Below are 24,877 nucleotides of genomic sequence, written 5' to 3'. Positions count from 1 at the left end.
GGGGTTCGGATGCGACTGCGTATTTTGACTGGGGTGGGACTGGTCGCCGCCGCCGCGATCGTGACCGGCTGCGACTCGCAGCAGCCCGACACCGCCAAGCTGACGGACACCAAGGCGAACGCCGCCGCCAGGATCAAGGCGGGCAAGGCGGCCAGGACGAAGGCGGCGGCCAAGGTCAAGGCGAACGAGCTGGGGCAGATCCCGGTGCTGATGTGGCATCGGATCGTCCCGAAGCCGCAGACGACGGACGACAGGTCGCCGGAGCAGTTCAGGGCGGACCTGGAGCGGCTGGTCAGGGAGGACTACGTGCCGATCACGGCCGCCGAGATGGTGGCCGGCAAGATCAACATCCCGGCCGGGAAGCACCCGGTGGTCCTGACCTTCGACGACTCCTCACCCTCACAGCTCACGCTGAACGAGATGGGCGTGCCGCAGAAGGACACCGCGGTCGCGATCCTGAAGGAGGTGGCCGCCAAGCACCCGGGCTGGCGCCCGGCGGCCACGTTCTACGTGACCCGTGACATGTTCGGCAAGACCGTACGCGAGGAGCAGGCCCAGGCGCTGCTCTGGCTCAAGGACAACGGCTTCGAGATCGGCAACCACACGCGCGACCACCTCAACCTGCGGGGCCGCTCGCAGAAGGAGGTCGAGGAGCAGATCGGCACGATCGGCAAGCAGATCAACTCGCTGTCCTACACGAACCCGACGACGATCGCCCTGCCGTACGGGAACCAGCCGCGCAAGAAGGAATGGGCCCTGCGCGGCAAGCAGTACAACCACCAGGGCGCCTTCCTGGCGGGTTACACGCCCGCTCCCGCGCCGTTCAGCAAGTCGTTCGACGCGGCCGGCATCCCGCGGATCAAGGTCATGGAGAAGAAGGGCGACTGCGCCCAGTTCTGCTCCGCCGCCTGGCTCGACTGGCTCAAGAGCAACCCGGACATGCGCTACACCTCCGACGGCGACGTGAGCACGGTGGCCTATCCGAAGTACAAGGCCCCGTACCTGCGCAAGTCGTTCGCCACCTGGAGCCTGCCCTACTAGCGGGTGGTGAAGGTGAGGCCCGCGGCGTGCAGGCGGTCGATGAGCGGCTGTCCCATGGCGGCGGCCGTCGTGAGCTGGCCCGCCCGCGCGGGCACGTCGTCGAAGGCCAGGCAGAGTGCCGACTCCGCGAGCATCTTGGCCGTCTCGTCGTAACCGGGGTCGCCGCCCGCGACCTCGGTGACCACGCGCTCACCGCCGCCCTCGCCCAGGAACGTCACCTTGAACCAGCTCTTCGCGCGCCGCTCGGGCGACGGGCCCTCGCCGGGTTTGAGGCGGCCCTGGATCCAGTCGCGGACGGGCGGGAGCTGGGCGAGCGCGGTGAAGGCGCCCGCCCCGGCCACGGTGGCCAGTGCCTCGGGGAGGGTCTTGACCGCGTAGTGCTGGCGGTAGGTGAAGTCGGGGCCGTAGCGGTCGAGGAGGCGGGCGGAGTAGCCGACGATCCGGTGGTCGATGGTGGGCATGGGCAGAGCCCAGCCGCCGACGTATCGCAGGCCGCCGGGCAGGGAGCTGATCCTGCGGCCCTTCGGCCTGGGCTCGGCCGAACGGCGCTGGGTGCCGGCCTCGGCGGCCTGGCGGGCACGGCCGAGCACGGACATCGCGCTGGCCAGCGTGCCGCCCGACGGCCGCCCGTGCGCCCTGATGAAGCCGCTGACCTTGAGCGGGGCGTCTTCGGGCAGGTGGGTGACGGTGTAGAGGACGCCGAGGTCCCACGGGATCGAGTCGAAGCCGCAGGCGTGTACGAGCTTCGCGCCGCTCCTGGCGGCCCGGTCGTGATGGCGCAGGTACGTCCGGTCCACGAACTCGGACTCGCCCGTGAGGTCGAGGTAGTGGGTGCCCGCGTCGGCGCAGGCGGCCACGAGCGGCTCGCCGTACCGGACATAGGGGCCCACCGTGGTGACCAGGACGCGGGTCTGGCGGGCGAGGTCGGCCAGCGCGGCCGGATCGGTGGCGTCGGCGAGCAGGATCGGCACGTCCAGCCCCAGCCGCTCCAGCTTGGCGCGGTCGCGGCCGGCCAGTGCCCACCGGGTGCCGGAACCGGCGGCCCGTGCCAGGTAGGCGGCGGTGAGCGCACCCGTGAACCCGCTCGCTCCGAAGAGCACGATGTCGTAAGGGCGGTCCATGATCTCTAGACTCCTCGCGGCGGGCGGGAGGCGCAAGTGTGCTACTCGTCACGTGTCCCGTCGTCCCGGGATTTCCCGCAAAGAGTCGAACCCGTGACGTCACGAAGCCTTAACGGATCCCTGTGAAGTTGCCGAGCGTCGTAAAGTTTGCGTCGTTGGGGTTCAGAACACGTGGGGATGACGAATGCCGCAAATCTCGCCGTTGGTGGCCGGCGATCCCACCCTACTGGGGTCATTCCGGCTGTCCGGACGGATCGGAGAGGGTGGCCAGGGCATCGTCTACCTGGGCGTCAACGAGAGCGGTGAGCGGGCCGCGATCAAGCTCCTGCACGTGAAGTTCAGCGGTGACACCATCGCCAGGTCGCGCTTCGCGAGGGAGCTGAAGGCGGCGCAGCGGGTGGCGTCGTTCTGTACGGCCCGGGTGATCGAGGCCGATCTCGACGGCGACACACCCTACATCGCCAGCGAGTACATCGACGGCCTGCCCCTGCGGGAGCTCATCGAGACCGACGGGCCGCTCACCGGCACGGTGCTCGACCGGCTGGCCATCGGCACCGCCACCGCGCTCACCGCGATCCACCACGCCTCGATCGTGCATCGGGACTTCAAGCCCGACAACGTGCTGATCGCCGCCGACGGGCCGCGCGTGGTCGACTTCGGGATCGCCCGCATCATCGACTCCACCGGCACCATCACCAGCCGGGCCATCGGCACCCCGGCCTACATGGCGCCCGAGCAGATCGCCGGCGACGACATCGGGCCCTACACCGACGTGTTCTCGTGGGGCGCGACCATCGCCTTCGCGGCCACCGGGAAGGTCGCCTTCGAGGGCAAGTCCATCGCGACGGTGCTCAACCGCATCCTCAACCACGAGGTCGACGTCGGCATGATGCCGGAGCCGCTGCAGGGTGTGGTGCGCTCCGCGCTGGCCAAGTCGCCGGCAGAACGGCCCTCCGCCGACCAGATCCTGCTGCGGCTGCTCGGGCAGTCGTCCACGGTGGGGGCCTCCACGGCCGTGCTCACCAGGGGCGTGCAGGTGGCCAGCGACGACACCACGCCGTTCACCAGGGTGTCGGCCGGGTCGATCACCGAGCAGCCGGGCCGGCAGGGCTCCGTGGTGCCGTCCCACCCCGGCTCGGGGCCGCAGCAGCCGCCAGACCGTACGACGGGCCAGCCGGGTCAGACGGGACAGCCAGGACAGACGGGTGGGCAGGCGGCGCCCGGCGCCAGGGGCCGGCAGGGCACGGCGCCGTCCACAGGGCAGCACGCCACCACAGGCCCGGCCAGCGGCCACCACCACCCGGCCACCGGCCAGCACACCTCTGGCCAGCACACCTCCGGCCGGCCGGCCCTCGGCGGCCCGCCGGAAGGGGGTGGGGCACCCTACCCGATGCCCGAGCCCGCCCCGCCGGCCCGGCGCGGGCGGGCGAAGATGTGGATCGCGCTGGCCGCCGCGCTGCTCGCCGCCGCCGCGCTCGGCCTGCTCTGGAGCGGCTGGCCGCAGATGATGCTCCGCCAGGTCCCCCCGGACTCGCCCGAGACGAAGGAGCCGGGCTCGTTCGCCAGCGTGATGGACAAGGTCGCCCAGACCGGCAAGATCGTGATCGGTGTGAAGGGCGACCTGCCCGGCGTGGGGCTGCAGAACGGCGACGACTTCCAGGGCGTCGAGGTCGAGCTCGCCAAGCGGATAGCGGCGGAGCTGGGCGCCAAGCAGACGGAGTTCGTCCGGGTCGGCGGCGGGCGCGACCGGCCGGACGCCGTGGCCGAGGGCAGGGTTGACCTGGTCATCGCCACCTACTCCATCGACAAGAGCGAGACCCAGTTCGCCGGCCCCTACTACCTGGCCCACCAGGACGTCCTGGTCCGGGCCGGCAGCGGCATCGAGTCGATCAAGGACCTGGCGGGCAAGAGGATCTGCGCCCCGAACAACCCGTCCGTCGGCGCGGTGCAGGACCAGGTGAAGGTCGAGCCGGTCCACGCCGGAGACTACGCCGCCTGCATGGACCTGCTCAGGAGCGGCAAGGTGGACGGCGTGCCGGGCGACGACCTCATCCTGGCCGGGTTCGCGGGCCGGGAGCAGAACATGCGCTACAAGATCCTCGGCGCCAAGCTCAGCAACGAGCGCTACGCCGTCGCCATCAGGAACGGCGACGTGACGACCTGCAAGGCGGTCCGGGCGGTGATCGCCGATCTCTACAGCACCGGTTTCATGAAGCAGCTCCTGACCAGCCAGTTCGGAAAGGTCGACTTCGATCTGGAGCTGAAAGTGCCCGCGATGGAAACCTGCTGATGACGAGCGGGTAACATCCCGAACGTCAATGAATCGTGCCGCGAGTTAGGGGAAGGCCATGGCGTCGTCAGCCACTGTGCCCGTCAAGGTGACCGTCACCGGAGCCGCCGGCCAGATCGGCTACGCACTACTGTTCCGCATCGCGTCGGGGCAGTTGCTCGGCGCCGACGTTCCGGTCAAGCTCAGCCTGCTGGAGATCCCGGCGGCGGTGAAGGCGGCCGAGGGCACCGCGATGGAGCTGGACGACTGCGCGTTCCCGCTGCTGTCCGGGATCGAGATCACCGACGATCCCAACGTCGCCTTCGCCGGCGCGAACGTCGCGCTGCTGGTCGGCGCCATGCCGCGCAAGGCCGGCATGGAGCGCGGCGACCTGCTCGGCGCCAACGGCGGGATCTTCGGCCCGCAGGGCAAGGCGATCAACGAGCACGCCGCCGACGACATCAGGGTCCTGGTCGTGGGCAACCCGGCCAACACCAACGCGCTCATCGCCCAGCAGAACGCGCCCGACGTGCCGGCCGAGCGCTTCACCGCGATGACCCGGCTCGACCACAACCGCGCGCTGTCCCAGCTCGCCGCCAAGCTCCAGATCCCGGTCGCCGAGATCAGGAACATGACGATCTGGGGCAACCACTCCGCCACGCAGTACCCCGACCTGTTCCACGCCGAGGTGGGCGGCAAGGTCGCGGCCGAGCAGGTCGATCCCGAGTGGCTGCGCGACACGTTCATCCCGACCGTGGCCAAGCGCGGCGCCGCCATCATCGAGGCCCGTGGCGCCTCCTCGGCCGCCTCGGCCGCCAACGCCGCGATCGACCACGTCCACGACTGGGTCAACGGCACCGAGTGGACCTCGGCGGCCGTGGTCTCCGACGGCTCCTACGGCGTGCCCGAGGGCCTCATCTCCTCGTTCCCCGTACGCGCGGCGAACGGGCGCTTCGAGATCATCCAGGGCCTCGAGATCGACGCCTTCTCCCGTGAGCGCATCGACGCCAGCGTGCGCGAGCTGGAGGAGGAGCGCGACGCGGTGAGGTCGCTCAACCTCATCTGACCGGACGCCTCCCGACGCGCGCTCCCGCCGGTCCGGGGGCGCGCGTCCCGCGTCGCCCACGGGGACGCACACAGGCCATCCGCACAGGCCACTCACGCCGGCCGCCCACGCCGGACGCCGGAGCGCGCGGGCGCTGGTCGGCCCGGACCTACTTGTCGTGCACCTCGGGACAGGACGTGGGCCGGGTGGCCGGAGCCGGCTGGGGCGTCGCGTAGATCACGCCGCCCGCGGCCATGAGACTGCCCACCGCGACGAGGGCGCCGAAGAGCAGTTTCGTGACCCTTGGTGAAAAGCTCCTCACATTTCGGTATCACAGCACACATTGCCGCGCCGCATGGCTCATTTGGCGGAAAGCGCTCCCCAAGCGTCCGACACGATGTCGCGCAGCGACGCGCGCTCGGCCTTCCACCCCAGTTCGTTCTGGATCTTGGCGGACGAGGCGACCAGCACGGCCGGGTCGCCGGCCCGCCGGTCCCCGAACTCGGCGGGGATCGCGTGCCCGGTGACCTCGCGGCAGACCGAGATCACCTCCTGCACGGAGAAGCCGGTGCCGCTGCCCAGGTTGTAGATCCGGTGCTCGCCGGGGGTGATCGCGTCCAGCGCCAGCAGGTGGGCCCTGGCCAGGTCGGAGACGTGGACGTAGTCGCGCACGCAGGTGCCGTCGGGCGTCGGGTAGTCGGTGCCGAACACGCTCACGGACGGGCGCTCGCCGGTGGCCACCTTCAGCACGTTGGGGACGAGGTGGGTCTCGATCGTGTGCCGCTCACGGAAACGCCCGTACGCGCCCGCCACGTTGAAGTAGCGCAGGCTCACCGCGCCGAGCCCCCGCAGCCCCGCGTACGCGGTCAGAGCCGTGTCCACGGCCAGTTTGGAGGCGCCGTAGGGGTTGGTCGGCCGGGTCGGGTCGCTCTCCTGGATCGGCGAGCGCTCGGGCTCCCCGTACGTGGCCGCCGTCGAGGAGAACACGATCCTGCCCACGCCCTTGTCCCGCATGGCGTCGAGCAGCGCCAGCGTGCCCCCCAGGTTGTGGGACCAGTAGAGCCCCGGATTCTCCACCGACTCGCCCACCAGGGACTTGGCCGCGAAGTGCAGCACCGCGTCCACGCCGTCCAGCGCGTCGTGCGCCTCGGTGATGCCGCCCCGCACGAACCGCGCCCCCTCCGGCACCGCGTCCTCGTGCCCGGTCGACAGGTCGTCGAGTACGGTCACCTCGTGGCCCGCCTCCACGAGCTGGGCCGCGACGACACTGCCGACATATCCGGCACCACCCGTGACCAGCAGCCTCATGTTCACTCCTGTTCAAATATGTTTGATTTTGTACGGCTCGCCGTTCAGCATACGCGGGAAAACGGACGAGTACGCTGCCAACCACCATGTTTGACACCGTCGCGGCCAACATCGCCCTGGTCCTGCTGTTCATCTTGATCGGTGGCTTCTTCGCCGCCGCCGAAATGGCCATGGTCTCCCTGAGGGACAGTCAGCTCCGCAAGATCGCGCAGAACGGCCGCCGAGGTGAGCGGGTGGCCAAGCTGGCCCGCGACCCCAACCGGTTCCTGTCGGCCGTGCAGATCGGCGTGACCGTGGCGACCATGCTGTCGGCCGCGTTCGGCGCCGACCGGCTCGCCGCGCAGCTCGTACCCGTCCTGGAGGGCTGGCGGGTGCCCGCGGCCGTGTCGCCCGTGCTGGCGCTCGTGCTGGTGACGCTGGCGATCTCGTACGTGTCGCTGGTGCTCGGGGAGCTGGCGCCCAAGCGCCTGGCGCTGCAGCGGGCCGAGGGCCTGTCGCTGTTCGTGGCCCCGTTCCTGGACCGGATCGCCTCCCTGTCGCGCCCGATCATCTGGATGTTGTCGAAGTCCACCGACGGCGTGGTCAGGCTGCTCGGCGGCAACCCCAAGGCCGACAGGGAAGAGGTCACCACCGAGGAGCTGCGCGACATGGTGGTCGGGCACACCGACCTGACCGCCGACGAGCGCAAGCTCATCGGCGAGGTCTTCGCCGCCGGGAAACGGCAGCTCAGGGAGGTGATGCTGCCGCGTACGGAGGTGGAGTTCATGGACGCCGACACGCCGCTGAACGACGCGGCGCGCCTGGCCGCCCAGTTGCCGCACTCGCGCTTCCCGGTCTACCGGGAGTCCTATGACGAGGTCATCGGGTTCGTCCACGTACGCGACCTGCTGGAGCCCGAGCTCGTCGGCCGTACCGAGCCGATCAGCGCGGTCGTGCCGATCAGGGCCGCCAAGTTCGTGCCCGCGTCCAAACGCCTGCTCACCACGCTCAACGAGATGCGCGACGAGGGCCAGCACCTGGCGATCGTGGTGGACGAGTACGGCGGCACGGCCGGCATCGTCACCATGGAGGACCTCGTCGAGGAGCTGATCGGGGACATCAGGGACGAGTACGACGTCGAGGAGGACGTCGTGATCCTGCCCGCCGGCGAGATCGAGATCGAGGGCCTGACGAACCTCAACGACATCGTCACCGAGACCGGCATCCGGCTGCCCGACGGCCCCTACGAGACGCTGGGCGGCTTCGTCATGGCCATGCTGGGCCACGTGCCGGCGGTCGGGGAGCGGGTCGAGTTCTCGGGCTTCGAGCTCACGGTGACCGAGCTGGACGGCCGCCGTATCGCACGGGTGAGGGTGAAACGCCGAGCGGTCGCCGAGTCGCCTCCTGAGCAGGATTCCTGACACAATTGCCTGCTATGGCCAGACCTCGTGTACTCTCCGGCATCCAGCCCACAGCGGACTCCTTCCACCTGGGCAACTACCTGGGTGCGGTCCGCCAGTGGGTCACCTTGCAGGAGACCCACGACGCCTTCTACTGCGTGGTCGATCTGCACGCGATCACCGTGCCTACCGAGCCCGCCGCGCTCCGCCGCCGCAGCCGGGTGGCCGCCGCCCAGCTCTTCGCCGCCGGGCTCGATCCCGAGCGGTCCACGGTCTTCGTGCAGTCGCACGTGCGTGAGCACACCGAGCTGGCCTGGGTGCTGATCTGCCTCACCGGCATGGGCGAGGCGGCGCGGATGACGCAGTTCAAGGACAAGTCGGCCAAATTCGGCGAGAGCGCGGCCAGCGTCGGGCTGTTCACCTACCCGATCCTCCAGGCCGCCGACATCCTGATCTACCAGGCCAACCGGGTTCCCGTCGGGGCCGACCAGAAGCAGCACCTCGAGCTCACGCGCGACCTGGGCCAGCGCTTCAACCACCGCTTCGGCGACACGTTCACGCTGCCCGAGCCGTACATCCTGAAGGAGGTCGAGAAGATCACCGACCTCCAGGAGCCGACGGCGAAGATGTCGAAGTCGTCCTCGAGCCCCGCGGGCATCCTCGACGTGCTCGAGCAGCCGGGGCCGCTGCGCAAGAAGGTCATGCGGGCGGTCACGGACACGGGCTCGGAGGTCCTGTTCGACGAGGAGAACAAGCCCGGCATCTCCAATCTGCTGCGCATCCAGTCGGCGCTGACCGGCACGCCCATCCCCGAGCTGGTGGCCCGCTACGAGGGTCAGGGCTACGGCACGTTCAAGAAGGACGTGGCGGAGGCGGTGGTCGACACGTTCGCGCCGATCAGGGAGCGCACGGAGAAGCTGCTGTCCGACGAGGCGGAGCTCGACCGCCTGCTGGCCATCGGCGCGGAGCGCGCGTCGGCGGTGGCCAAGGAGACGATGGCGCAGGTCCGCGACCGGGTGGGGTTCCTGCCCACGCGATAGATCCGCCGACCTGAGGACCGGGCACGCCGAGGCGTGCCCGGTCTTTTTCTTCGCCTGCTCTGCGTACGACGTCCAGGGTTGCGTACAACAATCTCTTGTGCGTACAGTGTTCGCATCTACGGAACATCGTATGCGAAGGAAGGTGAGGAGGATGACGGATCTGCGTCACCCGCGACGCTGGCTGATCCTGGTCGTGCTGTGCCTGAGCACGGCCGTGCTGGTCATCGACAACATGGTGCTCAATGTGGCGATTCCGCCGCTGGCCGAGGACCTGGGGGCGAGCGCCCAGGACATCCAGTGGATCATGGAGTCGTACATGCTGGTGTTCGCCGGTCTGCTGCTCACCGCCGGCGGGTTGTCGGACCGGTTCGGCCGCCGCCGGGTCCTGATCATCGGGCTGGCGCTGTTCGGGCTCGCCTCGCTGGCCGCCACCTTCGCCACCGATCCCGCCCAGCTCATCGTGGCCCGCGCCGTCATGGGCGTCGGCGGGGCGCTGATCATGCCGAGCACGTTGTCGATCCTGATCACGGTGTTCGACGAGGACGAGCGGCGCAAGGCCATGTCGGCGTGGAGCGCGGTCGCGATGACCGGGTTGATCGGCGGGCCCGTGCTGGGCGGGGTGCTCATCGCCTGGTTCTGGTGGGGCGCGGTGTTCCTGATCAACGTGCCGATCGCGATCGGGGCGATCATCGCGGCCCTCGTGCTGATGCCCGAGTCGAAGGGGCCCTGGAGCAAGCCCGACCCGCTGGGCGCGATCCTGTCCATCGTCGGCATGACCGCGCTGGTCTGGACGATCATCGAGCTGCCCGCGCACGGCGTCTTCCAGATGAGCACGCTGATCACGGTCGTGGCGCTGGGCGGGTTCGTGGCCTGGGAACTGCGCACGTCCTCGCCGATGGTCCCGCTCGACCTGTTCAGGAACCGGAACTTCAGCGGCGCCAGCCTGTCGCTCACCCTGGTCCAGATCGGCAACGGCGGCCTGCTCCTGGTGCTGACGCAGTACCTGCAGTTCGTGCTCGGCTACACGCCGACGCAGGCCGGCCTGGCCTACCTCCCCATGGCGATCGCCTCCCTGGCCTGCAACGCCCTGGGCGCCGCGCTCGGCCCCAAGGTCGGCAACCGGGCTCTCGCCTCGGGCGGGCTGGTCGTGGTTGCGGGCGCGTTCGGGCTGCTGGCAACCGTGTCGGCCGGTGACGGGTTCCTGGTGACCGGCGCCGCGCTGTTCCTGCTGGGCGCCGGCGGCGGCCTGGCGATGCCGGCGGCCATCACGGCGCTGATGGGCGCCGTCCCCGCCGAGCAGGCCGGGGTCGGCTCCGCGCTCAACGACACCATCCAGCAACTGGGCGCCGCGCTCGGCGTGGCCATCCTGGGCAGCATCGTGGCGGGCGGCTTCACCGGCGCGATGCCGGCCTCGGCCCCCGAGCAGGCCCGGCGCTCCCTCCCCGACGCCCTCGGGGTGGCCGCGGGCAGCGGCGACACCGGCCTGGCCCAGACCGCCCGCGACGCCTTCACCTCCGCGATGTCCGCCGGCTTTCTCATCAGCGCGGCGGGTGTCCTGGCCGCGGCCGTGCTCGCCTTCGTGGTCATGCGCCGCCGTACGGACTCGGCCGTCCCCGCCGAGGAGCCCGTGCTGGTGTCCACCGGGCACTGACCGGGGCCGCCGACCGGGCGGCTGCCGCACCTCGCGACAGGACCGGGGACCCCGCCGAGGGGCCCCGGTCCTGTCGCGCAATCGTCCCGGCGGCCGAGGAGCCGCACCGCCGCGGCCCGCAGGCTGGAAGGGCAGGTCGCGGCCGGATCGGAGGGATCCCGTTGGTGTGGTCGGCATGGCGGACGTCACGCCGGCATCCGGGCAGCGAGTTCGTCACCCGGCGTTCCCCTCGTCATCGGCGCCGGCGGGGTCGCGGGGGCGATCCCGGCCGGGCTGGTGGCCGCCCTCAGGGCTCTGCCCGAGGCGGGGGCGGCGGTCCCGAGCTCACGTCGCGAGCCTCTCCTTGCGCGGGCGGCCGGTCGACGTGGCGCGTCCGCTCGCGTAAAGCCCCCGCGATCACGTCCCCCATGCACCACACGTCGGAGGGGCCTCGTAAATCCTCCTTAGCGGCGCTAAGGTTGACTTAGCATCGCTAAGGAGATGGCCATGGACATGACGGCGAGAGCGGCCGACGGGACCGAGGCGCGCGCGATCGACGAGGGTGGTGGCCCGCCCATCCTGGTCCTGCACCCCGGGCTCGACGACGGCGCTTCCTGGGCTCGGGTGGCCGCGCTGCTCGCCCCGCGCCACCGGGTCGTCCGCGTCCACCGCCGCCGCTACCGGCCGGACCTCACCGGACCGCCCTGCACGGTGGCCCAGGAGGTCGAGCACGTCCTCGCGGTGGCGTCGGCGGTCGGCGGGCCGATGGTGGTGGCCGGGCACTCCTCGGGCGCGGTCGTCGCCCTGGAGGCCCTGGTGGCGGCGCCGTCACTGTTCGCGGGCGCGGTCCTGTACGAGCCCCCGCTCGTCATCGGCCCACCACTCGGCGGCCCGGACGGCGCGGTCCACCGGCGGGCGCGGGCCGCCATCGCCGCCGGTCGGCCGGGCAGGGCGATGCGGATCTTCACGCGGGACACCGTGCGGCTGCCCGGGTGGGCGGCGCTGCTGGTCGGCCTGTTCGTGCCGCTCGTGCCGAGGATGCGGGCGCTGGCTCCCGGCCAGGTCGAGGACAACGCGGCCCTGGACGACCTGGGGGTCAGGCTCGACGCTTACGCGGGGATCGACGTGCCCGTGGTGCTGCTCGGCGGCGACCGCAGCCCCGCCCACCTGGGGGAACGCCTCGACGCGCTGGCCCGGGTGCTGCCGCGGGCCGAACGCGTGATCATGCGCGGCCAGGGCCACGCCGCTCACACCAAGGCCCCCGACCAGGTGGCCGCGGTCATCGGCACCCTCGCCGCCAAGGTCCTTCCCGCGCGGGACCCCCGCGCATGAGCCGTGCGTGGAAATGGGGGCCCGGCCTTCGGCCGTCGGGGGCCGGGCGAAGGCCGGGAGCGGGTCACTCCGGCCGGCGGCCGGAGGGGCGGTTGTGGAGCGTCGGTCCGGCCGGCGGCCGGAGGGCGGACGTGGAGCGTCAGTCCGGCCAGCGGCCGGAGCGGCGGTTGTGGAGGAGGGAGACCTGGTGGGCCAGGGCGCCGGCGAGAGTGATGGCATCGGGGCCGCAGATCCGCCGCCGCAGGCCCGCCGCCGCCATCTGCGCCGTGATCGGCCGCCGGAGCACGGCCGTCCACCGGGTGGCACCGGGCTCGTCCGTCCGGACCTGGATCTCCCATGCCGGATATGTGGTGCGCAGGACCTCGAGTTGCCGCCCCGCGAGCTGGGTCTCGCTCTCGGCGGACGATCCGGTCCGGCCCTCGAGCGGCATGGACGTCATCTCCTCCGCATGGCCCGGTGCACGCGCAGCAGAGCACGCAGAGCGGCCAGGCTGGGCCGGGTGACCCGGATCTCGTCGCGGATGGCGGTCCAGCCTTGATGATCTCGCTCGAAGGCCCAGCCGGGGAACTCCCGTGTCGCTTCCTGGAGCAGGCGTTCCATGACGAAATCAGCACTCGGCGCTCTGGTCATGGACGCAGAGTCGCATCCTCGCGCCTTTCCGTGACGAACTCGGGCGCAAGATCTCCCAGTTCGTGGTGACCGAACTCTCAGTTCGGGTCTCAGATCGGGATGTCGTGCCGCTCGGCGAGATAGCGCACCTCCGGCGCCCACGACGGCCGCGCCCGCCGTGCCAGCGACCGGACCATCTCCCTCAGCAGCAGCTTGTGGTCGAGCTCCTCCGGGCACTCGCGCTCGATGCGCAGCAGGTGGAGCAGGCTGGCGGCGTCGTCCCCGAGGTCCTCGCAGGCGCGGGCGACGTGACCGAGGTGGGTGGTGCGCCGCTCGATGGACGGCGTGCGGCGCAGGTCGATGTCGTCGGCGATCCGCAGCACCGCCTCCGGGCGGCCGGTGTCGTTCTCGATGCTGGCCATGTGGATGGCGACGTTGGTGGGCCCGAAGAAGGCCAGGTCGTAGACGCCGGAGGCGTCTTCGACGCGCTCGGCGAGCTGCGCGGCGGGCCCGCGTACGCGCTCTCTGGCCTCGTCGTCGTCGCCCATGCGGGCCGCGCCGATCGCGGCGAGCAGGTTCAGCGCGCCCAGCGCCTTGAGGTGACGGTCGTCGCCGTCGCCGGCGTGCGGCTCCAGGAGCTCGATGCCGCGCCGCGCGACGTCGTACGCGATCTGGTGCATGTCGTCCGACAACATCGACTGCCCCAGGCTCCAGTACGACCACGCGATCATCAGCGGATCGGCCGACTCCTCGGCGAAGCGCATGGCCCGGTCCGCCGCGAGATGCGCCAGATCCACCCGCCGCAGGTGCTTCAGCACCCCCCTGGCCAGCATGTACGCGTCTGTCGCCACGCTGTAGGCCGACGGCGTGCGATCGAGGGCGAGGCTCTCGGCGTCGGTGACCAGCGACGGCAGCGCCGCCATCAGGATCGAGTAGCGGCGCGTCGAGGTGAACCAGGCGTTGCGGGCCGCCGCCACCCGTTCGGAGAGCTGCTCGGCGTCGGGCGGCTCGATGTCGGGCGCCAGCGAGCGGGAGGCGAACAGGGCCCGCTCGATGTCGCTGATCTGCGGCCGGCTCGGCTCGTGGGAGTCGCGCGGGGCCTCTCCCAGCAGGATCGCGGTGCGGACGCCCAGCACCTTGGCGATCTCCCGCAGGAGGGGGAGCGACGGGGTGCGCTTGCCGTGCTCGATGAGCTCGATGTGCCTGGGGGTGCAGCCGGACTGGGTCGCCAGGGCGGTGGTGCTCATGCCCCGGCGCTCGCGCTGGAGCCGGACCATCTGCCCGGTGCTGATTTCGGCCATGGGCGCGCCGCCTCCTGGATCGTTCCCGACTCCCCACAGGCTAGGGCTCCTGTTGTGCCGCTGCCATGGTTTCCGCCCTGCTCAGGGAGCCTCGCGCCGCGAATGATGGGCCAGCAGGCGGGCCAGAAAACCGGTAAGGGTCTCACGTTCCGGTTGGGTCAAGGGCGCGAGCAGGCCGTCCTGGAGTTCCGCGATCAGCTTGTCCAGCCGTTCGAGGTGCCGGCGGCCCTGGGAGGTGATGGTGATGACGTTGCGGCGGCGGTCGTCGGGGTCCGGGGTGCGCTCGACGAAGCCCCGTCCGGCCAGTTCGTTGATGACGGAGACCATGTCGCTGCGGTAGACGCCGGTGCGCCTGCTCAGTTGTGCCTGGCTGACCGGGCCTGACTCGCGCAGCGCCACGAGGGCCGCGTAGTGCCACTTGCGGGCGTCGGCGCCCGCCAGCCCTTCGCTCACCAGCCGGTCGGCGTGCATCGCGACCAGCGACAACATCCGGCTGGGCAGGGCGCGCAGCGGCTCGGGGGTGTCCTGCTCGTCCATGGTGTCCGTCATGGCGGCGATCCTACCCATTGCGTTAGTGGCACTAACGATGTAATTTCGTTAGTGCCACGAACGTTAGTCAAACGAACGAAAGAAGGCTGACATGGCCGTCATCGACGTGCTCGGCTCGACGATGTACTACGAGGACTCCGGCGCGGGCGTCCCCTTCGTGTTCCTCCACGGCAATCCCTCCTCCTCCCGCGCGTGGCGGAACGTCGTGCCGGGGATCGCCGCTCCCGGGCGGCGGCTGCTCGCCCCCGACCTCATCGGCATGGGCCGCTCCGGCAAGCCGGACCTGCCGTACCGGTTCGCCGACCACGCCCGCCATCTCGACGCCTGGTTCGACGCGCTTGGGCTGGAGGAGGTGGTGCTGGTCGGCCACGACTGGGGTGGCGCGCTCGCGTTCGACTGGGCGGCCCGGCACCCGGGGCGGGCGCGCGGGGTGGCGTTCATGGAGACCATCGTCCGCGAGCTGAGCTGGGCCGAGCTGGGAGAGGCGCCCCGGGCCAGGTCCGAGGCCATCCGCGGGCCGGGTGGCGAGTCGCTGGTGCTCGACGGGAACTTCCTCGTGGAGACCGCGTTCACCGGCGGGGTGCTGACGCCGCTGGGCGCGGAGGAGCTGGGGCCGTATCTGGAGCCGTACCCGACGAGGGAGAGCCGGCGGCCGCTGCTGGAGTGGGCGCGCTCGTCGCCGCTCGACGGCGACCCCGCCGACGTGGTGGGGCGGGTCAGGGGCTACGGCGACTGGCTGGCGGGCAGCGGCGAGGTGCCCAAGCTGCTGCTCACGTTCGACTCCTCGCCGACGCTGCTGATCACCGAGAAAGTGGCGGCGTGGTGCGCGGAGCACATGGCCGCCCTGGAGACCGAGCACTGCGGCCCGGCCGGCCATCACGTGACGGAGGACCGTCCGCGGGAGATCGCCGCCGCGATCTCGGCCTGGGCCGACCGCCACGGCCTGCGGTAGCGGCGCCTCCCGGGGATCGTCAGCGGTAGCGGCGGCCGCTCAGGGGGAGGAGGACCTCGCGCAGGGCGTCGGCCGCCCGGCGTACGGTCTCCTCCTGGATCCCCGCCGTCACCCCCTCATACGCCCGGGACGACGCCTCCAGGGCCGCCACCGCCAGGCGCCGCCCCTCGGCCGTCAACTGGACCCAGCGGCTGCGCGCGTCGCCCGCGTTGGCCTCCCGCTCCACGTGCCCGGCGGACGCCATCCGCTGCAGCACGTTGCTAATGCCGCCCGAGGTGAGCAGCAGCGACTTGGCCAGCTCGCTGGGCTTCATCCGGTACGGCGGCGCCGCCCGGTTGAGCGTCATCAGCACGTCGAACTCGGCGTAGGTCAGCCCCAGCTCCGCCAGCTCGGTCTTGAGCGCCTGCTCGAACAACAGATGCAGGCGGGAGATCCGCTTGCCGAGCTCGAGTGTGGCGATGAGCGACGACGACATGCCCGACTCTTCCCAGCGGGGGACCAGCGCGTCGATCTCATCCTGTTTCACGTCAACGAGGATACCCAGCGCCAGATTGCTTTCTGAAAAGCTTCTTATTAAGCTTTTCGGTATGACAACTACCACGTTGATCAAGAACGGCGTCGTCATCGACACCGAGCCGGAGCCCGTCGTCCTGGGCCGCGCCGACGTGCGCGTCGAGGACGGCGTGATCGCCGAGGTGGGTCCGGACCTGCCCGGCGTCCCCGGCGCGGAGGTGATCGACGCGACCGGGCGGATCGTCCTGCCCGGTTTCGTCGACACCCACCGCCACACCTGGCAGGCGGCCATCAGGGCCGTCGCCCCCGACGTCGACTTCCCCGGCTACATGCGCCGCATCGTCGGCGAGCTGTCGGTCCGCTACCGCCCGGAGGACGTCCACATCGGCAACCTCGCGGGCGCGCTGGAATGTCTCGACACGGGCGTCACCACGCTGCTCGACTGGTCGCACATCCAGCGCAGCCCCGATCACACCGACGCCGCGGTCCTGGCGCTGCGCGAGTCAGGCGTCAGGGCCGTGTTCGGCTACTGCCACGGAGGCGACACGGCCGGGCTGGCGGGCGCGACCCGGCGGGTACGCGAGCTGCTCCCGGACGCCTCCGGCCTGGTCACGATGGCGCTCGCCGCCCGCGGCCCGGAGATCGCGGGGGAGGAGCACGCGCTGGCGGAGTGGCGGCTGGCCGAGGAGCTCGGCCTGCCGGTCACCTCGCACCTCGGGCACAGCCCGGACGGCGCCGGCGCCGGGCTCACGTTCCTCGAGTCCAACGGGCTGCTCGCCGTCCCCACGACGTTCGTGCACGCCCTCCACTACACCGACGAGGAGTTCAAGCGCATCGCGGGCAGCGGCGGCAGCGTCTCGCTCGCCCCGGTGGACGAGATGAACCTGGCGATGGGCTATCCGGCCACCGGGCGGGCCAGGGCGGCGGGGGTGCCCACCGGGCTCGGCGCCGACACCGTGGTCTGCGCGCCCGGCGACATGTTCTCCCTGATGCGCACCATCCACCTGCTCGAACGCGGCCGCCCCGACGGGGCCGGGCTCGGCTTCACCACCCGCGACGCGCTGCGCATGGCCACCATCGAGGGTGCCGAGGTGCTGGGGATGAGCGACGTGATCGGGTCGCTGCGGCCGGGCAAGCAGGCCGACCTCGTGCTCCTGCGTACGGACGCGCTCGGCATGTCGGCCGCCCACGACCCGATCGGCGCCGTCGTGCTCAACGCCGACACCGCTTCGGTGGACACCGTCCTCGTCGCGGGGCGTGTCGTCAAACGCGGTGGGCAGTTGCTCCACCACGACCTGGCGACGATCCTCACGACCCTGGCGGACTCCGCCGCCGCGGTGGTGGGAACCTGACCGTCGCCCCTGGGTAGGGGATGTGAATGGCGAGTCTGACGGAGCGCGTCGAGTCGGTGAAGGGCTGGGGGCGTCACAAGGTGGCCGACTGGCGGGTCCGCAGGCTGTCGTTCGACCACCTGCTCAGGGCGGTGCAGCGCTACCAGGCCCAGGCCGGCGACCGGCTGGCGGCGGCGGTGACGTACTTCACGTTCCTGTCCTTCTTCCCGCTGGTGGCGCTCTCGTACGCGCTGCTCGGCTTCGTGGTGGCGACCAGCGAGGCCACCAGGAAGGCGCTCCAGGCGGCGATCGAGGAACGCCTGCCCGGCATCGCCGGGCAGCTCAACCTGGAGAGCATCAGCGAGGCCAAGACGGCCGCCGGGATCATCGGCTTGCTCGGTCTCCTCTACGCGGGGCTCGGCGCGCTCGACGCGCTGCGCGGGGCGCTGCGGGAGATGACGATGACCACCGAGCCGCCGCTGAACTTCTTCGTCGGCAAGCTGCGCGACGTGGCCGCGCTGATCATGATCGGGGCGACGGCGATCTCGTCCGTCGTGGTCGCCGGGTTCGCCACGACGGCCACCGACAACATCCTGGGCTTCGTCTTCGGCGGCGAGTCGCCGGCGGTCAAGCTCGGGCTCCGCGTCGCCGGTGTGGCGGCGAGCGTCGGGGCCGACTGGCTGCTGTTCGTGATCCTGCTGGTGTGGGTGGCCCGGCCACACCAGCCGTTCAAGGTGATCGCCCAGGGCGCGCTGCTCGGCGCGATCGGGTTCGGGGTGCTCAAGCAGGTGGCCACGCTGCTGCTCGGCAGCACGCTGAGCAACCCGGTCTACGGGACGTTCGCCGTCATCGTGGGCCTGCTGATCTGGATGAACTTCTCCGCCAGGCTCGTCATGTACGTCGCCGCCTGGACGGCCACCGCCGGCTTCTGCCCGCCACCCGTCCCCACCCCGGTCCCGATCCCGCCCGCGAACACCGAGCCCGCGCCGTCACCCGATACGTCAGGAGCGTGAGCGGGCGCGCTTGCGGCGGATCCCGTAGCCGAGCCAGATCAGCCCGAACAGCAGCCCCCCGCCGATCACCGCCGAGCCCACCGTCTTGGTGGAGTCGTCCTGTTCGCGGGCGGCACGTTCCAGCAGCGGCGGCTGGGCGGCCGGCGTGACCGAGGCGGCCGGCGCGGCGGACGCCTGCTGCTGCGGCGCGGCCAGCGCCGTGACGGGCAGCGGGTCCACGAGCTGACCGACCGGCGCGGCCTTGCCCCTGACCGAGAAGCCCCAGTCGAGCAGCCCGGCCACCTCCTCCCAGAAGTAGCCCTCGTGCCGCATGATGCTCACCACGATCGTGTGCCCGCCCCGGGAGGCCGCGCCCACGAAGCTGGCCTGGGCCTTGGTGGTCCAGCCGTTCTTGACGCCGAGCATGCCCTCGTAGCGCCACAGCAGCTTGTTGTGGTTGCTGATCTCGTAGTGCTTGCCCTTGGGGGCCGGGAACTTGGTGGTCTTCGTGCTGATGTAGCGACGGAAGTCCGGGTTGGCCAGGCCGGCCCGGGCGATGAGCGCCAGGTCGTAGGCCGAGCTGCTCTGCCCCGGTTTGTCCAGGCCGCTGGGCGTCTTGGCCACCGTGTCGTTCGCCTGCAGCCGCCTGGCCTCGGCGTTCATGTCACGCATGGTCTGGGCCAGGCCGCCGTTCGTCTCGGCCAGGGCCATGGCGGCGTCGTTGCCCGACGACATCAGCAGCCCCTTGAACAGGTCGTCGACCTTGTACGTCACCTTGGGCGTCAGTCCCACCGCGCTGCCCTCTTGGTTGCAGGCGTTCTGGCTGGGCCGGATCTTGCGTTCCTTGTCCAGCTTGGGGATCAGGGTGAGGGCCGTCAGCGACTTGAGCGTGCTGGCGGGCAGGAAACGTCCGTGCGCGTTCTTGGCCGCGAGCACCTGACCCGTTTCGACGTCCGCGATGACGTACGACGTAGCCTTGCTCTTGGGCGGCTTCTTGACGCCTACGGGGGCGACAAGGCCGCGGCTGCCCAGCGCCTCGCCGCCGACCGGCGTCGTCGGTTCGGCGTGTGCGGTCCCGCCGGTGAGCGAGACCGAGGCGATGAGTGCCGTGACCGGCAGAATTTTCGTCCACATGGCGGTCTCAGCGTAGCTCCGTGTTCATACCCATGTGGCGACACATCCCCCGATGGTCCAGCTTCGATGCGAGAGAGGTACATGTGTCACGAAAGATCGCCGGATTCCTCATCATCCTCGGCGCGTTCATGATCTTCGAGTGGGTGAATCTCGGGTTTAACTTGGCCGATGGGCATCCGACCAGCTTCTACGTGGTGCACGGCATCCTGATCGCGGTGAACATCGTCCTCGCCATCGTGTTGGGGGTCATCGGCTGGCGCGGCCTGCGCGGCGCCCGGGTCAGGGGCCGCAAAGGAGACGCCGGGTGAGGGCGTGCAGCTCGTCGGCCTCCTCGCGTGAGTCGCCGATCGAGGTGAAGCCCAGCTTGCCGTGCTCGGGGACGGCCCCGAGCAGATGGAACACGTTTCCGGTACGCCGCCCGGTGTCGAAACCGATGCCCAGCCGCTCGGCCGTCCGCATCACCTCACCGGGAGTACGCCCGCGCAGGCACGAAGAGGCACAGTTGTCGGTGGCGGTGTAGAACTTCGGCTGATCTCCGGCCATGAGCAGGCCGGTGCCCGGATCGTACGTGGCCCCGGTCGTGAGCACGGCGGCGCCGAACGGATGCGTGGTGCCGCCGATCCGCAGGTTGATCTCGCACAGCAGCGCCGCGTACCCGGCGTCGGCCTTCAGCGCGAAGAAGTCCATGCCGAACAGCCCGACCACGCCCCGATCAGCCAGGATCCGCGCGATCCGGCCAGCCGAGGCGCCCACTTCGGCGCGGTATTCGGGCGCGGCCGGGAAGGTGCAGCCCTGGTAGACGTGCCCGTTGTTGCCGCCGAGCACCTGGTCGTGCGTGGCGAGCACCTGAGCCTGGCCTCCGGGCGTGATTTGAGCCAGCGCGCTCGGGTAGTAGAGCGGGCGATGCTCTATGAACTCTTCAACCACGGCCCCCCGGTCCCTGATCTTCGCGGTGAAGCTCCCCCAGTCCTCCCCGGCGGCGGAGAAGCTGGTCAGTGACCGGTCCGCCTTGGTGACGATCGCGTTGCCGAGGCCCGAATATCCGTCGTTCAGCTTGACGATCACCCGTTCGCCGGGCAGGGCCTCCATGGCCTCCTCGATCCCGGGCACCGTGCGCACGTCGCTGAAGCCACGCGCCATCGGCACGCCCGCCTCGTGTCCCACCTCCCTGGCCCCGCTCTTGGAGCCGTAATAGGAAAGGGACGTGGCGGGTCCGTAGAGGGGAACGTTGAGTAACGACGCGAGCTCCTCCTCCAGCTCGCTCAGGACGAACGGCACGAGCCAAGCGTCCCCGTCGATCACCGAGCGTAACTGCTCGATCGCGTCGGGACGGGACAGCAGCGTCCTGGTCAACGGCTGGGACCAGGGGTCGTCGAGGCTGATCAGCGTGAGACGCTTGGCGGCGTCATCCGGGTCGGGCAGGAACGCGAAGTAGTAGTCGATGATGTCGGGATCAATGGGGGCGGAGGAGAGGTAGACCACCTTGACGCCGGGTTCACGCAGCGTGAGCAGCAGGAACAGCAGGCGCTCCTCGTAGGACCTGGCTCCCGTGATCCGGCGGAGCTCATCCTGCGGAAGGGAGAGCGAGGGCACGACCACCAGGGTCCCCTCGCCCGGCTTGAAGATGCTCAACCCAGCATTCTTCTCCCCGAACGGGATATTAGTGATCATACAGCGAGTGAAACACGCATTCTTCCCAAATGCAGCCATCGCCAAAGTGTCATGACCATGACGGAAGGTGACAGGATTCGGAATCACTGACCACGTTTGGAAGTGGCGACATCGGGTCACCATCTAATGATCCCTTGTGACTATTTCCGGATCAGCCGTACCTGCACGGAACGTGACCACCTGGGGTTACGGCCCTGCAGTCGGCTAACTTTTGGTGTATCTGTCGGCGCGAAGCCGCACGCAGGCGATAAAGTCGAAGCATCGCCATCGGGCTCACGGCCGACCGCTGTGCTCCCGGGCTGCAGCGGCACTCGCGACCGATGAACGCAAGGCCCGTGCTGACGATCTCGCGCACCAAAACAATCGGGTGTGTTTTTTGATTCGCCGAGCGGCCGCTCAACCGGGTGGACGCCGCGGGATGGAGAGTTTTTTAGCGCACGAGCCGCGATGGCCAGCACCTGTGGGACGCGCGGCACTGGGACGGGACGGTGACATATGCGGGGACGTGAGCTGCGGGGGGAACTCGACGCGTTCCTGGCGGAGATCGAGCCGGATCTCGTGGCGTTCCGCCGCGACCTCCACAGGCACCCTGAGCTCGCCTTCGCCGAATATCGCACGACACAGCGGATCGCCGACCGGCTCACCGCCGCCGGCCTGTCCCCATCGGTGCTCCCCAGGGGCACGGGGCTGATCTGCGACGTGGGCAACGGCGACGGGCCGACCGTCGCGCTGCGCGCCGACATCGACGCGCTGCCCCTGCAGGACGAGAAGGACGCGGCCTACCGCTCGACCACGCCGGGGGCGTGCCACGCGTGCGGTCACGACGTGCACACCACGGTCCTGCTCGGCACCTCGCTCTTCCTCGCCCAGCAGGCCGCGGCCGGCCTGCTGCCCGGCCGCGTACGCCTGATCTTCCAGCCCGCCGAGGAGTTGCCCGGCGGGGCGCTCGAGGTGATGGCCCACGGCGGGATCAGCGGCGTCGACCGCATCTTCGGCCTGCACTGCGACCCGCGCGTCGACGTCGGCCAGGTCGGGCTCCGGTCCGGCCCGATCACCTCGGCCTGCGACAAGCTGGTCGTCAGGGTCTCGGGCCCCGGCGGCCACACCGCCCGTCCCCACCTGACGGCCGACCTGGTGTTCGCGCTGGCCAAGATCCTCACCGAGCTGCCCGCCGCGCTGTCGCGCCGCGTCGACCCGCGCTCCTCGCTCAGCCTCGTCTGGGGCAAGGTCGAGGCCGGTTCGGCCGCCAACGCGATCCCCGACGACGGCGTGGCCGAGGGAACGGTCCGCTGCCTCGACGAGAACGCCTGGCACGCCGCCCCCGACCTGATCAAGTCGCTGCTGGAGTCGGTGGCCGGCGCGTACGGCGTCGAGGCCACGATGGACTACACGCGCGGCGTGCCGCCGGTGGTCAACGACGAGGTCAGCGTCGAGATGCTGGCCGAGGCCACCGAGCGCGCGCTGGGCGCGGGCGCGGTCGTCCCGACCCAGCAGTCGCTCGGCGGCGAGGACTTCGCCTGGTACCTCGAGTCGATCCCCGGCGCGTTCGCCCGCCTGGGCACGCGCTCGCCCGACGGCATCACCTACGACATCCACCAGGGCACGTTCGACGTGGACGAGAAGGCGATCTCGATGGGCGTGCGGGTCATGGCCACCACCGCGCTGACCGCGCTGTGGGAGGTCGGCCCGCTCGACTCGATCACCAGCGCCATGGCGTGACGGCCCGCCGCGTGCGGCGGGCCGTCAGGTCCTAGAGCAGTCTGCCGAACACCACGGGCAGCCGCAGCGCCGACTGTCCGGGCGCGACCGTGACCTTCGTGCCCGGCGGGTAGCGCAGGGTGTAGTCGTAGTCGGTCGAGATGATCACCAGGCCCAGCCGGTGGCCCTTCTTGAACACATAGTCCGTCGGCTGGAAGTCCCAGGTGAAGGTGTACTCCCGGCCCGGCCGCAGCGGCTCGGTCCGGTCGGGGCGGTGCCGGTTGCGGACGTCCAGCCAGCCCCTGGTGACGATCTTGTACGGGGTGCCGGCGGTGCCGAGCGTCCTGAGCGTCGTGCAGCCCGTGTCACCAGGGATGCCCTGGCCGTAACAGTAGGTCTGGCCCGTCGAGAGCAGCGTGCCGTTCGGCCGCACATCGGTGCCGTAGTCCACCAGCAGGGCCGTCAGGTACGGCGACGCGCCGTCCTTCATCGAGGCCCGCACCGAGATCGTCGGCGTCCCCGAGATCCGCACGTCGGCGGGCAGCGCTCCCGTCGTGTACGCCAGCCGGTTCGCGTCCGCCCCCGTAGCCTCCACGAGCTGCTCGGCCGTCCTGGCCTTCTGGTCGGTGAACGACTCCCGGGGCGACTGCGGGCGCGGGAACAGGTTGAGCTTCGAGCCCGGCCCCGGATAGACGGGCACGGTGGCGGTGCCGGGCAGCGGCCACGAGGCGTGCCGGCCCCACTGGCCGGCCGCGATCTCCACGTCGGCCTGCGGCTCGCGCATGATGCCCGAGTCGATGCGGTACAGCCAGTGGTCGAACCAGCCGTGCAACTGGCGCAGCCACTCGGCCGTACGCAGGTTGAAGGGGTTCATGTGGGTGCCCTGGTGCAGCCAGATCTTGCGCGGCACGTGCCGCTTGGCCAGGGCGTACCACCATTGGGCGAACTGCTTGGTCTTGACGTTCCAGTCGTTGAGCCCGTGCACCACGAACACGCTGGCCTTGACCTTGTTCACGTCGTTCAGGTAGTTGCGGGCGTCCCAGAGGGGGCTGTAGTCGCCGGTGACCCGGTCCTGGGTGGCGGTGAGCTGATCCATCAGGGCGCCGCAGACCTCTTGGCCGTTCTCCCTGGTCAGCACGTATTTGGCGAGCACGTCGAGGTCCTCGCCCTGGAAGCCGCCGGGGGCCAGGACGCCGCCGTTGGCGCGGTAGTAGTCGTACCAGCTCGAGATCGCGGCGATCGGCACGATCGTCTCCAGGCCCTTGACGCCCGTGGCGGCGACCGCGTTCGGCAGCGTGCCGTTGTACGAGACGCCGATCATGCCGACCTTGCCGGTGGACCACGTGGCCCCCACCGGGTTGCCCTCGGCGTCGAAGCCTCTGGCGCGGCCGTTCAGCCAGTCGATCGCGGCCTTCGGGCCCGCCGTCTCGTTGCGGTCGCCGGAGGTCGGGCAGCCGGTGGCGCGGCCGCTGCCCAGGTTCTCCACCAGCGCGATGGCGTAGCCGCGGGGTACGAAGTAGTTGTCGTAGTAGCCGTCGAAGGGCTCGGCGGCCAGCTTGCTCGAATTCGCCCTGAGCGCGGGCAGCGGGTTGCCGTTCTCGTCCACGTCCACGGGGTGGTTGGAGACGTCGTTGCCGCCCGCGTAGTACGGGCTCGCCTCCATGATCACCGGGACCTTCAGGCCCTGGTCGGTCTCCTTGGGCCGCAGGATGTCCACGGCGACCCGGTCGGGGGCGCCGTCGTTGTCGCTGTCGGTGCCGGCCACCTCGACGAACACCGTCTGCTGGATGGCGTCCGCCCGGGAGAAGATCGGCTGGGTGGCGTTGTTCTCGACCCTGATGGCGGGTGTGTCTGCTGTGGCGGGTGCCGTGCCGGCCAAGGTCGCGACGAGTAACGCGGCCAGCGGCACGGTGAGGGCCTTCCAAGGGTGCATGCGGGACTCCGATACGAAAATTCCACCGT

Annotated in this window: 23 protein-coding genes; 12 read left to right on the top strand and 11 right to left on the bottom strand. The window is 70.5% G+C overall.

Annotated elements, in window-relative coordinates:
- The first annotated feature begins 33 nt into the window (after positions 1-33).
- Positions 34-1,041: a polysaccharide deacetylase family protein gene (locus AB0I15_RS08810; RefSeq protein ID WP_358091980.1), complete on the top strand. Its 1,008-nt coding sequence runs from the start codon at positions 34-36 to the stop codon at positions 1,039-1,041.
- On the opposite strand, the gene AB0I15_RS08805 is transcribed toward AB0I15_RS08810, so the two are convergent.
- Complete coding sequence (locus AB0I15_RS08805; protein ID WP_358091978.1) at positions 1,038-2,162, bottom strand: saccharopine dehydrogenase NADP-binding domain-containing protein; 1,125 nt, start codon at positions 2,160-2,162, stop codon at positions 1,038-1,040. The genes AB0I15_RS08810 and AB0I15_RS08805 overlap by 4 nt on opposite strands.
- 184 nt (positions 2,163-2,346) lie before the next feature.
- Here AB0I15_RS08805 and AB0I15_RS08800 point away from each other — a divergent pair, with 184 nt between their 5' ends.
- Positions 2,347-4,452: a transporter substrate-binding domain-containing protein gene (locus AB0I15_RS08800; RefSeq protein WP_358091977.1), complete on the top strand. Its 2,106-nt coding sequence runs from the start codon at positions 2,347-2,349 to the stop codon at positions 4,450-4,452.
- A 58-nt stretch (positions 4,453-4,510) separates the two neighbouring features.
- Entirely contained in the window at positions 4,511-5,497 is a 987-nt protein-coding gene (locus AB0I15_RS08795; protein WP_358091976.1) for a malate dehydrogenase, read from the top strand.
- 148 nt (positions 5,498-5,645) lie between these two features.
- Here AB0I15_RS08795 and AB0I15_RS08790 read toward each other — a convergent pair whose 3' ends face one another.
- Both AB0I15_RS08790 and galE read right to left on the bottom strand, forming a co-directional pair.
- Positions 5,646-5,798, bottom strand: coding sequence for a hypothetical protein (locus tag AB0I15_RS08790; RefSeq protein WP_358091974.1), 153 nt, complete (start codon positions 5,796-5,798; stop codon positions 5,646-5,648).
- A 38-nt stretch (positions 5,799-5,836) separates the two neighbouring features.
- Positions 5,837-6,784, bottom strand: coding sequence for a UDP-glucose 4-epimerase GalE (galE, locus tag AB0I15_RS08785; protein WP_358091972.1), 948 nt, complete (start codon positions 6,782-6,784; stop codon positions 5,837-5,839).
- A gap of 86 nt (positions 6,785-6,870) precedes the next feature.
- Between galE and AB0I15_RS08780 the strand changes: the two genes are divergently transcribed.
- From AB0I15_RS08780 to AB0I15_RS08765, 4 genes are all read left to right on the top strand, one after another.
- Complete coding sequence (locus AB0I15_RS08780; protein WP_358091970.1) at positions 6,871-8,184, top strand: hemolysin family protein; 1,314 nt, start codon at positions 6,871-6,873, stop codon at positions 8,182-8,184.
- Between the two features lie 14 nt (positions 8,185-8,198).
- On the top strand, positions 8,199-9,203 hold the full coding sequence (gene trpS, locus AB0I15_RS08775; protein WP_358091968.1) for a tryptophan--tRNA ligase: 1,005 nt from the start codon (positions 8,199-8,201) through the stop codon (positions 9,201-9,203).
- Positions 9,204-9,354: 151 nt separating this feature from the next.
- On the top strand, positions 9,355-10,854 hold the full coding sequence (locus AB0I15_RS08770; protein WP_358091966.1) for an MFS transporter: 1,500 nt from the start codon (positions 9,355-9,357) through the stop codon (positions 10,852-10,854).
- Between the two features lie 486 nt (positions 10,855-11,340).
- Entirely contained in the window at positions 11,341-12,165 is an 825-nt protein-coding gene (locus tag AB0I15_RS08765; protein WP_358091964.1) for an alpha/beta hydrolase, read from the top strand.
- A 139-nt stretch (positions 12,166-12,304) separates the two neighbouring features.
- On the opposite strand, the gene AB0I15_RS08760 is transcribed toward AB0I15_RS08765, so the two are convergent.
- The 4 genes from AB0I15_RS08760 to AB0I15_RS08745 all read right to left on the bottom strand — a co-directional run bounded on the left by AB0I15_RS08760 (position 12,305) and on the right by AB0I15_RS08745 (position 14,624).
- Positions 12,305-12,604: a hypothetical protein gene (locus AB0I15_RS08760; protein WP_358091963.1), complete on the bottom strand. Its 300-nt coding sequence runs from the start codon at positions 12,602-12,604 to the stop codon at positions 12,305-12,307.
- Positions 12,601-12,795 carry a hypothetical protein gene (locus AB0I15_RS08755; protein ID WP_358091961.1) on the bottom strand — a complete coding sequence of 65 codons (195 nt, stop codon included), beginning with the start codon at positions 12,793-12,795 and terminating at the stop codon, positions 12,601-12,603. Before AB0I15_RS08755 ends, AB0I15_RS08760 begins: the two co-directional genes overlap by 4 nt.
- Positions 12,796-12,884: 89 nt before the next feature.
- On the bottom strand, positions 12,885-14,075 hold the full coding sequence (locus AB0I15_RS08750) for a helix-turn-helix transcriptional regulator (RefSeq protein ID WP_358091959.1): 1,191 nt from the start codon (positions 14,073-14,075) through the stop codon (positions 12,885-12,887).
- An 81-nt stretch (positions 14,076-14,156) separates the two neighbouring features.
- Positions 14,157-14,624 carry a MarR family transcriptional regulator gene (locus AB0I15_RS08745; RefSeq protein ID WP_358091957.1) on the bottom strand — a complete coding sequence of 156 codons (468 nt, stop codon included), beginning with the start codon at positions 14,622-14,624 and terminating at the stop codon, positions 14,157-14,159.
- 91 nt (positions 14,625-14,715) lie between these two features.
- On the opposite strand from AB0I15_RS08745, the gene AB0I15_RS08740 reads away from it, so the two are divergent.
- A complete protein-coding gene (locus AB0I15_RS08740) occupies positions 14,716-15,576 on the top strand; it encodes a haloalkane dehalogenase (RefSeq protein WP_358091955.1) in 861 nt (286 codons plus the stop codon).
- Between the two features lie 19 nt (positions 15,577-15,595).
- Here AB0I15_RS08740 and AB0I15_RS08735 read toward each other — a convergent pair whose 3' ends face one another.
- Positions 15,596-16,102: a MarR family transcriptional regulator gene (locus AB0I15_RS08735; RefSeq protein WP_358091953.1), complete on the bottom strand. Its 507-nt coding sequence runs from the start codon at positions 16,100-16,102 to the stop codon at positions 15,596-15,598.
- A gap of 61 nt (positions 16,103-16,163) precedes the next feature.
- On the opposite strand from AB0I15_RS08735, the gene AB0I15_RS08730 reads away from it, so the two are divergent.
- Both AB0I15_RS08730 and AB0I15_RS08725 read left to right on the top strand, forming a co-directional pair.
- The gene (locus AB0I15_RS08730; RefSeq protein WP_358091951.1) at positions 16,164-17,441 is read left to right on the top strand and encodes an amidohydrolase family protein; all 1,278 of its coding nucleotides are present in this window, start codon (positions 16,164-16,166) and stop codon (positions 17,439-17,441) included.
- A gap of 26 nt (positions 17,442-17,467) precedes the next feature.
- Positions 17,468-18,433, top strand: coding sequence for a YihY/virulence factor BrkB family protein (locus tag AB0I15_RS08725; protein WP_358091949.1), 966 nt, complete (start codon positions 17,468-17,470; stop codon positions 18,431-18,433).
- Here the strand turns inward: AB0I15_RS08725 and AB0I15_RS08720 are convergent.
- Positions 18,422-19,546, bottom strand: a complete 1,125-nt coding sequence (locus tag AB0I15_RS08720) for a D-alanyl-D-alanine carboxypeptidase (protein WP_358091947.1) — start codon at positions 19,544-19,546, stop codon at positions 18,422-18,424. The genes AB0I15_RS08725 and AB0I15_RS08720 overlap by 12 nt on opposite strands.
- Positions 19,547-19,566: 20 nt before the next feature.
- Between AB0I15_RS08720 and AB0I15_RS08715 the strand changes: the two genes are divergently transcribed.
- A complete protein-coding gene (locus AB0I15_RS08715; RefSeq protein ID WP_358091945.1) occupies positions 19,567-19,854 on the top strand; it encodes a hypothetical protein in 288 nt (95 codons plus the stop codon).
- Here AB0I15_RS08715 and AB0I15_RS08710 read toward each other — a convergent pair.
- Positions 19,826-21,178, bottom strand: coding sequence for a peptide ligase PGM1-related protein (locus tag AB0I15_RS08710; RefSeq protein WP_358091943.1), 1,353 nt, complete (start codon positions 21,176-21,178; stop codon positions 19,826-19,828). The two genes, AB0I15_RS08715 and AB0I15_RS08710, sit on opposite strands and share 29 nt — an antisense overlap.
- 534 nt (positions 21,179-21,712) lie before the next feature.
- Between AB0I15_RS08710 and AB0I15_RS08705 the strand changes: the two genes are divergently transcribed.
- The gene (locus AB0I15_RS08705) at positions 21,713-22,936 is read left to right on the top strand and encodes a M20 family metallopeptidase (RefSeq protein WP_358091941.1); all 1,224 of its coding nucleotides are present in this window, start codon (positions 21,713-21,715) and stop codon (positions 22,934-22,936) included.
- A gap of 31 nt (positions 22,937-22,967) precedes the next feature.
- On the opposite strand, the gene AB0I15_RS08700 is transcribed toward AB0I15_RS08705, so the two are convergent.
- On the bottom strand, positions 22,968-24,848 hold the full coding sequence (locus tag AB0I15_RS08700; protein WP_358091939.1) for a Xaa-Pro dipeptidyl-peptidase: 1,881 nt from the start codon (positions 24,846-24,848) through the stop codon (positions 22,968-22,970).
- Positions 24,849-24,877 lie beyond the last annotated feature (29 nt).

The sequence above is a fragment of the Nonomuraea sp. NPDC050643 genome (assembly GCF_040654715.1).
Lineage (GTDB): Bacteria > Actinomycetota > Actinomycetes > Streptosporangiales > Streptosporangiaceae > Nonomuraea.
The sequence above is the reverse complement of the archived record's forward strand: the minus strand, read 5'-3'. Positions and strand labels throughout refer to the sequence as shown.